Source organism: Shewanella sp. NIFS-20-20 (genome assembly GCF_019209865.1).
Lineage (GTDB): Bacteria > Pseudomonadota > Gammaproteobacteria > Enterobacterales > Shewanellaceae > Shewanella.
The window spans coordinates 63,282-76,384 of record NZ_JAHUTT010000013.1; the positions used below are offsets into that span (position 1 = coordinate 63,282).

The 13,103-nt window shown below is 50.2% G+C and carries 8 protein-coding genes; all 8 read right to left on the reverse strand.

Annotated elements, in window-relative coordinates; translation table 11 throughout:
* Positions 1-4: 4 nt before the first annotated feature.
* Positions 5-874 carry a carbon-nitrogen hydrolase family protein gene (locus KU855_RS06455; RefSeq protein ID WP_218529488.1) on the reverse strand — a complete coding sequence of 290 codons (870 nt, stop codon included), beginning with the start codon at positions 872-874 and terminating at the stop codon, positions 5-7.
* Complete coding sequence (locus tag KU855_RS06460) at positions 825-4,751, reverse strand: YhdP family protein (RefSeq protein ID WP_218529489.1); 3,927 nt, start codon at positions 4,749-4,751, stop codon at positions 825-827. Before KU855_RS06460 ends, KU855_RS06455 begins: the two co-directional genes overlap by 50 nt.
* Before the next feature lie 32 nt (positions 4,752-4,783).
* Complete coding sequence (rng, locus tag KU855_RS06465; protein ID WP_371316325.1) at positions 4,784-6,292, reverse strand: ribonuclease G; 1,509 nt, start codon at positions 6,290-6,292, stop codon at positions 4,784-4,786.
* Between the two features lie 103 nt (positions 6,293-6,395).
* On the reverse strand, positions 6,396-6,983 hold the full coding sequence (locus KU855_RS06470; RefSeq protein ID WP_218529491.1) for a nucleoside triphosphate pyrophosphatase: 588 nt from the start codon (positions 6,981-6,983) through the stop codon (positions 6,396-6,398).
* 3 nt (positions 6,984-6,986) lie between these two features.
* A complete protein-coding gene (mreD, locus tag KU855_RS06475) occupies positions 6,987-7,475 on the reverse strand; it encodes a rod shape-determining protein MreD (RefSeq protein WP_218529492.1) in 489 nt (162 codons plus the stop codon).
* Positions 7,472-8,323, reverse strand: a complete 852-nt coding sequence (mreC, locus tag KU855_RS06480; RefSeq protein ID WP_218529493.1) for a rod shape-determining protein MreC — start codon at positions 8,321-8,323, stop codon at positions 7,472-7,474. Before mreC ends, mreD begins: the two co-directional genes overlap by 4 nt.
* Positions 8,324-8,360: 37 nt before the next feature.
* Positions 8,361-9,410, reverse strand: coding sequence for a rod shape-determining protein (locus KU855_RS06485; RefSeq protein ID WP_218529494.1), 1,050 nt, complete (start codon positions 9,408-9,410; stop codon positions 8,361-8,363).
* Between the two features lie 298 nt (positions 9,411-9,708).
* Positions 9,709-12,900, reverse strand: a complete 3,192-nt coding sequence (locus KU855_RS06490) for a DUF6701 domain-containing protein (RefSeq protein WP_218529495.1) — start codon at positions 12,898-12,900, stop codon at positions 9,709-9,711.
* Between the last annotated feature and the right edge of the window lie 203 nt (positions 12,901-13,103).

Genomic DNA, 13,103 nt, shown 5'->3' on the forward strand with positions numbered 1-13,103 from the left:
ATAATTAATCTTGATTCGACGTCACTTTCAATGACGGCAACTGAAATCGGTTATGGGCTGATAAGGGTAACGCGTCGCGCACTCGCGCTAATTCGTTGAGGTTAACCTCAACATGAAGCCAGCCGGTTGCGCGCGGTTTTTGCGCCACGATATCGCCCCATGGCCCAACCACCATACTATGGCCCCAGGTTTGACGCTTACCCTCAGGATGCCATTGAGCCGCAGCGGCGATCACGCACTGACTGTCAAGCGCTCTAGCTTGCAACAGGGTTTGCCAATGGGCGCGACCAGTGACCGCGGTAAATGCAGCAGGCACCAAAATAATATCGCAGCCTTGCTGCGCTAATGCGCGAAATAATTCCGGAAACCGTAAGTCGTAACAAATGGCGAGGCCAAGCTTACCAAACTCAGTGTCTATCACACTAATGCGATCACCTGGGCAAAAGGTGGTGCTTTCACAGTAGCGGCCAGTGTTATCACTAATGCTGGCATCAAACAGGTGTAACTTATCATAATCGCCCAGCAAGCGCCCATCTGGCCCCCACACATGGCAGCGACTATAACAACGACCATCGTCACTGTTAACCGGCACAGTGCCTGCCACTAAGGTAATGGCAAACTCGGCGGCCCAACCCGCAAGAATACGCAGGTATTGACTATTCGCAGCCAGTTGCTGTTGTTCCAACTCTCGGCCACCAAACAATAATGCGCACTCAGGCAGCACCACTAACCTGGGGCTGATAGCCGGGTCTAGGCACTGCAATTGCTGGTAAATAAAGGCAAGGTTTTGCTCAGGATCCCGGCCGCTCTGGCACTGCAGCAGGCTAATATTGGCTGTGACCCTCTGTGTGGCTTGGGGTTTGAGATCCACCATCCGCCTCCTTGGCAGCTTCGATTGCTTGAACATCTATTTCCGGCTTACTCGCCGTTTGGCTTGAGCTCCCCTTGGCACTGGCGGCACCTGGGCTGGCAGGCTTGGCTGGCAAAATCGACTCAGGGATCTCAATTTCTTTACTCTTACGCTCTAACTCTTCGAGCTTAGGATCTGACATGGTACCAGTGACGCGAAAACGAATTTCTGAAATCACCTCAATCACCGGCTCAAGTACCTTAGTCAAGGCAAACGCCCCAACGCCCATGGTCCAAGCACTGGTACTGAGCAATACCACGGTCGGCACACTCGAAGCCAGTTGCGGCACGAAGCGAATATCATAATTTAAGCTTTCGGTAGCCAAATCCGTATAGCCGCGTACTTTCATATTACCGGCGATGGCATCCATTTCAGTATCGGTGGTTTTGACCACACCATTATCAATTTTTAGATTACCACTAAAGGCATTGAAGTACAGGCCTTGACCAAAAACATCTGAAAAATCGAGGGATAATTTTCGTAATAAGGAGTCCAAACTAAACAGCGAAAATATCCGAGCGCCTTTATCACTGATCTGAGACAAATGCCCCTTACCGAAAGTAAAGTTAACATCACCATTGAGGCTCGCCACACTAAAATCAAACGGCGATCCTTGCCAGGTCAAGGTAGCATTAAGATCAAGCGGCGCTTCTTTCAGACCAGGATCAATTTGCAAACGCTCGGAGATCAGATCAAAGGCTTCAGCAGATAAGCGCCAATCCAGTTCGGTGTAATTTTGCGGGGCCTGATCGTGCCAATAACCCGATCCCACCACACTGATCCCCGGCGCACTGAGCGACAAGGTTTGGATCTGATAGCCGAGCTCTGCCGGGGCGGCTTGCAAGACTAAATGACCTAACTGCTTATTGTCGTATCGAAAATCATCCACGTCCAAGGCGATCGGCGGCAAATGCCATGGCTCGGGATCGCTGGGGCTAGGGCTCGAGTCCTTGCTAGTGCGGCTTAAATACAAACGTTGTGCCGATAGCTTGATACCTTGGTTATACCAATCGGGATAAATATTGACGCTACCTGCCAAGGCATCACTATCGAGCGCCAATTGCCATGAACTTGGGCTGCGCACACCTTCGATGCTAAGGGCATTAATCGGCTGATCATAAGCGGTTAAATGCTTAATCTTGCCTGAGAGTTGCTGCAACGGTGGTAGCACACCGCTCCCCTCACCTTGAGAAATCTCATCAATGACCTTGAGCCAGGGGGCTAAATCCACTTTGTTAAGCGCCAGCCACAAAGCCCCGTCTTGCTTGACCAATTGATCGCCGAGCTTAAAGTTACGACCAAGCATCAAATCAAAATAGGCCACATGCTTGCCTGACTTAGGGGTAAATCCGCCCCAAAATTCGGCTAACTGACCTAATTTGATCCCTAGGTGCGATTGTTTATTGTCACCGATAAGCTCGGCGGTTAATGCCAGTTTGTCACCTATCGGCTTGGTCAATGGGCTCGGTAAGCCTAATTCAGCCTCAGCGAGATCACTCGTTACTCGTGCCTGCAGGCGATAGCCGGCGTCGTCAAACACCATGTTTAATCGCCCCTGCCAATCCAATTCGCCTTGATAATACTGGCTCAGAGGCAAGTCAAATTGGCGGGATAATTTGCCAAGGTCCCATTGCCCCGCCATAGTGACATCGAGGGCATAATCTTGATGCAATGGTTCGGTGCTGACACTTAATTGCACCGGTTGGCCAAACAAAATGGCCTGTAGATCCTTGCCAGTCACCTTGTCATTATGAAAAGCAATGCTCGCTTGCACTTGTTCGAGTTGCAGCCCTGGCTCGCTAATATACACTGGCACGTTATCAAGGCTAACCACGCCGTTAATCTCGGCATCAGCCTCATACAGTGGAATGGCTAAATCGAGCGCAGCGCCAACCTTACCTTGAATGTTAACCACTTCTAAGGTCGCGCCCACACTGTCTTTTAGCGGTGATTGCAACATCACCTCGGTGGCATCCTGACCTTGGGCTTCAATGTCGGCAGCAATGATGAGTAAACTGCGATCGCCCAATTGAGGGATCGCAATATGGGCACCACTGGCATCGACCTTAAGCAGTCGACCCTGACGTAACCATAAGTCCATGCGCGCATTATCAAACAAGGCATCGAGGCGAATATCTGACACCGCTGGCCAATCTGGCAGAAACTCAAATTCGGCCTTATCTAAGCGAAAACCGGCTTGGAACTTACCTTGATGCTCAGCAAACGGAAATTGGTTAAAGGCGCCTTGCCAAACCACCTGGGCGCCGTGGCTTTCACCGCTTTTCAGCGCGGCAGCTAAGTAGTCAGCCAACGCTTGCCCCATGGCGGCCTCGGGGAAGTAACCCTGAATGGTTGCCACATCCTTAAGATCAGCATTGGCAGCCAACGCTAAGGTGACACTGTCTGCAAAATCTAATTTTAAGGCGGCATCGAGACGCACATCGTCATTTTCAAGCTGTAAGTCAGGCACCAGCAACCGTTGCTGCGGCAGCTGATAGTGCAATTGAGTCGCCTGCATGTTGACGCTCAGCGTTTGCGGAAACATCGCCGGATAATCCAAGCTTAAGCCTTGCTCCGCCAGCGCCACAGTGATGTTATCCGCCGTCGCCGCCACATCGAAATCTAGGCTGGCAACCCCAGGGATTTGGCCATCACTGCCCCAGCTAAGCCCATCAGCATGGGCTGAAAACTGCCAAGATTGCGGCGATTGTTGCCAAACCAATTGGCTCAATTCGCCCTTAGGAGCCATACGCTGATATTGCAACAGCTGCTCCAATGTCACCCCAGGCAACAGTGGCAGTAACGGTAATAACAACTCGGGCTTAAGCACCGAGAGCTGCGCATGCAGGCCCTTGGGATCTTGGTTAACTAAAAAATCCGTGACCGGCCATGGCTGCTGATTGGTTTGCAATTGTAAATCGTGACTGAATAACTGCCAGCCCCCAGCTAACGCACGCCATTGCAATTGACCGCGTTCAATCGCCAAATCTTGTGGCTTGTCATTGAGATCCCAGCTCAGTTGAGTGCGACCAAACTCAAGCATCCCCATGCCTAAATGTCGGCCTTCAACCTCTAACCATGCTTGAAAATTGACTATGCCGGTTAACGGTAAACTCTGATCCGGCTGATAAGGATTCACTTGAGTCTCGGCCCACTTGGCAAGCTCAAGATCTTTAGCGATCGCATAGATTTGACCGCTTAGGCTGGCTGGGTCATTGCTATCGCCCTTGATATCGACCCGTAACGATAATAATTCGGTATCTTTAGCGGCTGCATCTAGATACACCACCCCTTCGCCGACATGGCGTTGGCCTTGATTGAGCCAATTGAGTTGATCAATATGGATCGGTTTGAAATGTCGGTTTTGACGATACAAATCCAACTGCAAATCAGTGATGGAGTAACGCTGTAATTGGCCTAACAACAGGGCATACAGCCAATCAATATTCTTTTGGGGTTCGGATAAGGCGAGTTGTTCGAGATCTAATCCTAAGGTCACGCCGCTAAACTTAACGTCTTGTATTTGCGGCTCAAGGTGCAGCAAACTTTGCCAAAAATCGAGCTTAATTTGGACGCTGTCGACCGCCAAGCTAATGGGCAAATCGGCCTGTTGAGGCACCAGCAATTGATTGAGCCTCAATTCCGGTCCATAAGCTTGCCAGTCAGCATTAATGCCTTCGAGTTCCACCTGCAGTTGAAACTCTTGCTCTAATAATTGCACCAACTGTTGGCGCACGTGATCCACTTGCGGCAGTAAAGAGCGTACCAGACTGACCATCAGTGCGAAAACCACCAACAGCACGGCTAAGCTTTTCCAACAAAAACTAGCAATAGAACTCAAGCGGTTCAGCCACGAGCGACGACGGTTTGTCACTAGACCATCACCACATCATATTTGCTTTGCGCATACATAGGCTCGGCATGTAAACGAATTCGTTTACCCACATAGACTTCGAGTTCGGCCAATATATGGCTTTCATCACCGGCTAAGCTGGCATGCACCAAGGGCGCACAGTAAAGTAAAAACTCATCGGCTTTGTAGGTGCGATCGAGACGAATAATTTCGCGGAAAATCTCATAACACACGGTTTCTACCGTCTTCATGGAGCCAGTACCACGGCAACTTGGACACTCACCGCACAGCACATGCTCTAAGCTTTCGCGGGTCCGTTTACGGGTCATTTCCACCAAGCCTAGCCCAGAGAAACCACTGACATTGGTCTTTACTCTGTCATGGCTTAACGCCGCGGTTAAGCTGTCGAGTACCCGCTGCTGATGGTCTTTATCCTGCATATCGATAAAGTCGATAATGATAATACCGCCGAGATTACGTAAGCGCAGTTGCCTCGCAATCGCATGGGTGGCTTCAAGGTTGGTATTAAAAATGGTTTCTTCAAGATTGCGATGGCCAACAAACGCACCGGTATTGATATCAACCGTGGTCATGGCTTCGGTTTGATCGATAATCAGGTAACCGCCAGACTTAAGCTCGACTTTACGCCCGAGCGCCCGTTGGATTTCATTTTCCACATCATATAAATCAAACAAAGGTGCTGGCCCAGTGTAATAACTGAGATTGGCGGCAATTTCCGGCATAAACTCGGTAGCAAACTCCAATAACTCTTCATAGGTGCGACGCGAGTCCACCTGAATGCCATCGAGCGCCGTACCGACAAAATCACGCACCACCCGCACTTGCAGCGGTAAGTCTTGGTATAACAATGCTACCCCGCGGCGCTTACGGCGCTCGCTGACTTTGGCCCATACCCGCCGTAAAAAAGCCGCATCTTGGGCTAACGCCTCGTCACCCACGCCTTCGGCGGCCGTGCGAATAATAAAGCCACCATCATCATCCACATAGGGCTGGGTAATGGCGCGCAAGCGTTGGCGCTCACTGTCAGACTCGATGCGTTGCGATACGCCAACATGACTGGAACCCGGCATAAAGACTAGGTAGCGTGAAGGTAAGGTTAAATCTGTGGTTAAGCGTGCACCTTTGGTACCCAGCGGATCTTTAACCACTTGTACCATGATATCTTGACCTTGGCGCACAAGCTCGGCAATGTCGCGTACCACGAAGTTATGTTTATCGTTATCATCGACACATTCCGTGTGCGGTACGATATCTGAGGCGTGTAAAAAGGCTGCTTTTTCTAAGCCGATATCCACAAATGCGGCCTGCATCCCGGGCAATACCCGACTAATTTTACCTTTATAGATATTCCCAACCAAGCCACGCTTCAACCGTCGCTCAATATGCACTTCTTGCAAAACGCCATGCTCAACCCAGGCGACTCGCGCTTCATTGGGCGTCACATTGATCAATAATTCGGAACCTAACTTCGCGCTATTTCTTAATGTATTTGGTTGATTTGTAGGCACAACACACCCCATTTGGGCTTAAAAACGAATGCAAGTAATTCAGCTTAAGCATAGTCAGCAAATATAATGGCGGCTGCCAAGCACTGTAACATCCATTATCGTGTTACAGGGCATAACCTCGTTGTGCTAATAATTCGCGAGTCTCAACTAATGGTAAGCCGACAACGGCGGAATAGCTGCCATCAATGGCGGTGACAAAATTGCCCCCCAAGCCTTGAATGCCATAAGCTCCCGCTTTATCCATAGGCTCAGTCGTAGCAATATAAGCATCGATAACCTGAGCACTTAAATGACAAAATTCAACCTCAGTGATCACTAAGCGACTATCGCAGCCACTGGCACTGATCACGGCAACCGCGGTCATGACTTGATGGCGACGACCCGCTAACGATTGTAAGGTCGCTTGCGCTTCTTGGCGGTCGCGCGGTTTCCCCAAGATGTGGCCATCGAGGACCACTATGGTATCTGAGCCAATCACGTTCGCATCGGCGCATGACTGACATAAGGCTAAACCCGCTTTGGCTTTTTCGATGGCAAGACGCACCACATAATCCGCAGCGAGCTCACCTGCCTGCGGCGTTTCATCAATATCCGGCACGACAATGTCAAACTGTGTATTTGGCGCGGCAAATAGTGCTTGGGCCAATAACTCTTTGCGCCGGGGTGAACTGGAAGCCAAAACCAAAGTCATGAATTATCTCACTTTATAATGACGACGTAAGCGCCGTAATGCCCAAAAAGCCCAAGGCCAAATGATTAAGCTCGACAGCGCCGGTAATAACAAGCTCCACTGAAACGAGCTCCGCTCGAGCACAAACTCGGCCCAAAAGATTAATAAATGATAAAAGCTGACCAACAAGGCGACAATCAAAGCCTGTTGCCACATGGGAAAATTACGTAATTTTTGAAAATGCAGCACCACCACATAAATCACTATCGAAAACCCCAGCGAACGCACCCCTAAGGTGGCTCCAAGCAAGATATCGAGCAGTAGCCCTAAGGCAAAGGCGGTCAAAATATTGTATCTGTGTGGCAAGGCCATCGCCCAATAGATCATCACTAATAACAACCAATCCGGTCGCCATTGTTCAACCACCGATGGCAAGGGCATGATTTGAAATAGCATGCCAAGCAACAAGGTCACCCACACGACCAATCGGCCATTTGCAGCTTGTAAACTCATGGTTTCGCCTCCTCGAGAACGGGGGCTGAGTCGCCATCATCTTCTGGCCAAATTAATAATACATAACGAATTCTATCGAGCGCGGCTAAGGGCTGGGCAATCACGTTAGCATAGCTTTGGCCATCATCTTTTAAGACCGAGGTCACTCGAGCCACCGGATAGCCTTCAGGAAAACGATGCCCCAAACCAGAGGTCACTAATAAGTCACCGACACGGATATCGGTACTCTTGGCCACATGTCTTAGTTCAATTTCATCCAACACCCCAGTGCCGTTGGCCACTAGGCGCACATCGTTGCGGGTATTACGCACCGGCAGGCCATGGCTGACATCCGACAATAACAACACTCGGCTGGTCAGTTTGCTGATCTCGACCACTTGGCCGATCACCCCGTAGGCATCGACCACAGGTTGTCCGACAAACACCCCACTATCGCTGCCGTGATTCAGCACCACGTAATGATGGTATGGATCGCTCGCCACCGACATCACTTCGGCGACCATCTTTTTGGCATCCATATGCACCGGCGAGCCGAGCAATGAGCGTAAACGTTGGTTTTCTTGGCGGAGATGCTCAAAACGTTGCAAACGTTCGCTCATCAACAATTGTTGACGCAATAACTCTTTGTTTTGCGTTTCTAGCATGCTGCGAGTGGCAACCGTCTCGGCAGACCAATCTAATACCAGTCCTGGCACATTGGCCAAATACTGGATAGGACTCAAAAGGGAGGATAACGACTGTCTGACCGGCTCTAGGCGATCATTAGCCAACATCAGACCCACCGACAGCACGATGGCCAGTGTTAATCGGAATTGATTTGAGATACCGCGGGCAAAAATAGGCTTCATAGATCAATTAGGGCGGCTTAGGCCGCCCTCGGACTTATCAGTTTTCCTCAGAGAAAAGATCGCCGCCATGCATATCGATCATTTCTAATGCTCGTCCACCACCGCGTGCCACACAAGTCAGTGGATCGTCGGCAACCATCACAGGAATACCGGTTTCTTGCATTAATAATCTATCTAAGTCACGTAACAAAGCGCCACCACCGGTCAACACCATGCCACGCTCAGAAATATCTGAAGCCAATTCCGGCGGTGACTGCTCTAAAGCCACCATCACTGCACTGACTATGCCTGATAATGGCTCTTGTAGGGCTTCTAGAATTTCATTGCTGTTAAGGGTAAAGCTTCTTGGCACACCTTCGGCCAAGTTACGACCACGGACTTCAATTTCAAGCACGTCATCGCCAGGATAGGCGGTACCAATGGTGTGCTTGATACGCTCGGCCGTGGCTTCACCAATCAAGCTACCATAATTACGACGGACGTAATTGATAATGGCTTCGTCAAACTTATCGCCACCGATACGCACTGAAGAGGAATACACCACGCCATTCAATGAAATGATGGCTACTTCAGTGGTACCACCACCGATATCGACCACCATGGAGCCTGTCGCTTCAGATACCGGTAAACCAGCACCGATGGCAGCAGCCATTGGCTCTTCAATTAAGTAGACCTCGCGGGCGCCAGCGCCCATGGCTGATTCACGAATAGCACGGCGTTCAACTTGAGTGGCACCCACTGGCACACATACCAGCACACGAGGGCTTGGACGGAAGAAACTATTGTTATGCACTTGCTTAATAAAGTGCTGCAACATTTTTTCAGTCACATAAAAATCGGCAATCACCCCGTCTTTCATCGGTCTAATCGCTTGGATATTACCTGGGGTACGGCCCAGCATTAATTTTGCTTCAGTGCCGACGGCAGCAACCGACTTTTGGCCTGAGCTGTTTCTTTCACCTCTAATAGCCACCACAGAAGGCTCGTTTAGCACTATGCCTTCATCACGCACATAAATCAGAGTATTAGCCGTGCCTAGGTCGATCGATAGATCGTTGGAAAAAACGCCTCTCAGCTTCTTGAACATGTAACTAGCCTGTATCTGTGGAGTCAGAAGAAATGAAAAAATCAGCTAACTTTATCAATGCCACCCTGATTCCACAAGCCCTCAAGTGCTAACAATAGCCAATGAGGCCTTTTTTTTTATACTTGAGCCTGAATAACCCCAGTTTGGATTAAATTCCTAGCTTTCGTGGTCAGCATAATCGGCTATTTCTGTAACCAAAGGGGTTAGTCAATCAACTCTCCCCCATCAATAACACTTTTTTATCAGCAAAAATCGTCAATTTATCCGTAGAAGTTGATAGATTTTAACCAAAAAGATATTAATCGTTACGCTCACGCCAATAAATCACCTTATCGTTGCCACGATAACTGCCAAAAAACGCACTCGCTCTTGGGTTAACTAACTGATTTGGCGAGCTCGCATCCCAGTTCCAGTACCATTGCAACCAGCGGGGAGTGATTAACGGAGCGGTCACTTGGCCACGATAACCGCCTAACTGTTGCCACATCAAGCTGAACTCGCCTTGATGGATAGCCCCCGCCAACGAACGGGTCACCGTCTGCCCTGAGCTTAGGCTGGGGAAATAACGATAACCAAGACTGTCATTATCCACCGCAGAGCTCAAGCTGGGATTAATCACGGTGCAGTTATCCAAGGCGTTAGTTTGCCACTGGCTGCCATCCCAATATTGGGTGCGACTTGGCATAGATAATCTTTCGGTTTCTGGGCCATAAGTATTATCCATCATCAAGCGCCCCGCCCGCACGCGAGTGCTTTGCAGCAAGAGAGCATCACAAGAATCCGGCGCTACACTGCATACCCCTGACCGGTTAGCATCCATATTAGCATCGGCCACCGAGGCATAACCGCCATCATTATCATTGACCATTATGCCTACATTAAGATCATCAAAAGGACCATCAACCCCTGGGGCAGCTAGCCGGTCAAAGGTGACTTCGGTGGTGATAGGTAACTGGGCTTGGCCGCTGTTCCAAGTCAATGGCGGCAATGGCGATAATCGTGAAGAAAGCGCGATGCCATCATCTCCATTTTCCGCCGCCATGGCGGCGCTGGCATGGGCGAGTGCCCCCACATAATTATAGGTCCGCTCATTTTGAACATTCTCAGCGGTCAAGGTGAGCCCCAACGTCATGGGTTGATCCATATAACTGAAACCACCCACACTACATGCGGGGAGTAAACTCTGATCGCTGACCCGAAATTTTGCAGGAACAAAACGACCCACATTGGCACTAATACCATCAGCAATCGGCAATAATGACCCCAAATAACGATGAGTGGCTAATGGGACGCCCGCGCTCTTAGGTTGCCAAGCGGTTAATTTATAAATGCCCACCTCATTGAGCGACTGACTCAAGGTCATCTCACCGCCGAGCGTTTGGGTATAGACTGTGGGAGAGATCACCGCATCCACTCCTGACGCAGGAGCCACGCGGATGCTGCCGAGGGATAAGTTGGCCATGGTGAAGCTCGGGGTCACAGGATTATCACAAAAATCCGTGTCGCCATCCTCTAACCACGCCCGCCCCGAGAGCGCGACCTGATAACTGTCCCCAGCCCGTTTAAACACGCTGTCGCTGCCACTGTCATACTCAGCTTCCGGAGCAATACACAGGCCCACCGGCACATTAATCATGTTGCCATTGACACTGGCCATCACTAAGCCATCATCCTCGCCCCCCGCGGCACCGACAAACCGGGCATTTAATGCCATCTTACCGGCATCGCTATAGCGTAAGCTCACCGTGGCCTCACCACTGCCATTAAAATTGACCGCTTGTGGTAACGCCGTACTTTGACTGCGCGCAATCGCTTGACCATCGACCGTGAAGCTCGCACTTCCAAAGCTAGGGCTCGGATCGATATCACTGCTCCACAAGCTCAGGTTTTTGGTTTGATTACCAAAGGTTGGCTGGCATTCAAGGGCACCCGTACTGCGCCTAACCGCTTTAATCACAGTGTCGACCGGCTTGTTCGCATACGTCTCGACATCATCAATAATAAATCCGGCTTCGGCAAAGCTCAGCGTACAATTGGCCGTGTTGAGACTCGCGCCATTACTGCATAAGGTATCGCTAAATGGCAAGGTGCCTGGCGACGAGGAAGCCACACCTAGTGTGGTCGGCGTTTGCGCAAATTCCCGCAAAAAGAGGGTGCGACTGCCACCATTGATACTCACTTGATTACCGATGGGGTTCTGATTTTCATCGAGCCAGGTGCTAGTGCCACCATTGGCAGGCAATAAGCTGGCGCTGACGGCACCGGTATATAAGGACGAACAAGCAGCATTTAAACACGCCTTTATCGTCACCTGTTGTGGAGCGCAGGCCAATGGGCTGCCAGCATACTCAAATTGAAAGTGATCAATTTGCGCTTCAATTGGATTAATCCGAGAAGCACACACTTCAAAATTATCAATTTCATGAAAATTGGTTGCCTGCCCCGATGACCCGGTCAGAGACAGTAAGAAATCCTGCGGCACACCGCCGTTATAGTCATACACATTAAACGGCGCGGTTAATGGCGTAAAGCTGCCGCCAGGACTGGTGCGACGCTCAACGCCGACGATGGCGGAGTTTTCAGCTCGCGCATCGATGGTGATACGATACCGATACCCAGGATTGGCGGTATAAGAGGGCCGAGCGTCGATGCGTGGCGATAACGGGCTGTTGGAAACGTATAAAAATGGATAATTGGCCGCCTCGCTCCCCCGTAGCGACACCGACTGGGGCCGTAAACTGCTGGTGCCGCCATTTTTGCCGCCGCCATTAGTCGCAAAGTTACCGTATTCATCAATCCCCACCCCTAACCAACCACCAGCAAAACCGCGGCTAAAGGGCAGATCTCGTTGGGCATAACCGAGTGAGCCACCAAAACCTCCCGGCTGAGGTGGAACCGTGGCATCTGATAACACCACGGCGATGCCATCGCCGCCGGTGTCGGAAAATGGCGCATAAGCAAAGTGATCAAATTCAATTTGCACTAAATTATTACGGGCAGGAAATAGCCTTTGTAACGTCAACACCACCGCTTGATCATAGCCATTATTGGTCAGGCGCAAACGACCACTGTCTAATCTCGGCGCCGCTGATGAACCCAGCACCTTGTATAGCCAATTATTGTCAATGTCTGAGCGATTAAAATCATCATTGAAACAAGTTAACACTTCCCTAATCGGCTCGAGGGCCATATAGCCATAAGTTTCACTGCCATGAGCCCTTTCAGCCGACCGATAGGTATCCTCATCGACCACCACACTCACTGCGGTAGCAGACAAGTCACAACGCCGTAACCAACCCCCATCGGCGTTAGCACGGCTATCCTTGCCCGCCACAAACACTGGCGGTTCGGTAAAATTATTCAATGCCGTCTGATACTGACATTGATTGCTTAAATAACCATAAGATGGCGAGTTAATGGAGGTATCAAATTGGTATCGTACTTGCTCGCCATTGAGGGTCAGCAGGCCATTACCCCGCTCAACCGCCAAGAAACCTATGGTCTCATTGTCAATTTGCCAGACACCTTCAGGCTGACAATGACCGCTGCTGATGACATCGGAAACAGGCGTTGTTTCCTAAATCATTGAACTAATCATCAGAACCACGATCAGATCATTAGAACTTTGAGATGGGTGACGATGATGGGTAAGGCAAAGTACAAAATCAGCAACTGGAAGCAATATAACCAAGC

Bases quoted from the DNA above. Each gene is read 5' to 3' on its own strand.
- KU855_RS06455 (WP_218529488.1), bottom strand. From the start codon at position 874: ATGGTGGATCTCAAACCCCAAGCCACACAGAGGGTCACAGCCAATATT.
- mreD (WP_218529492.1), bottom strand. From the start codon at position 7,475: ATGAGTTTACAAGCTGCAAATGGCCGATTGGTCGTGTGGGTGACCTTG.
- mreC (WP_218529493.1), bottom strand. From the start codon at position 8,323: ATGAAGCCTATTTTTGCCCGCGGTATCTCAAATCAATTCCGATTAACA.
- KU855_RS06485 (WP_218529494.1), bottom strand. From the start codon at position 9,410: ATGTTCAAGAAGCTGAGAGGCGTTTTTTCCAACGATCTATCGATCGAC.
- KU855_RS06470 (WP_218529491.1), bottom strand. From the start codon at position 6,983: ATGACTTTGGTTTTGGCTTCCAGTTCACCCCGGCGCAAAGAGTTATTG.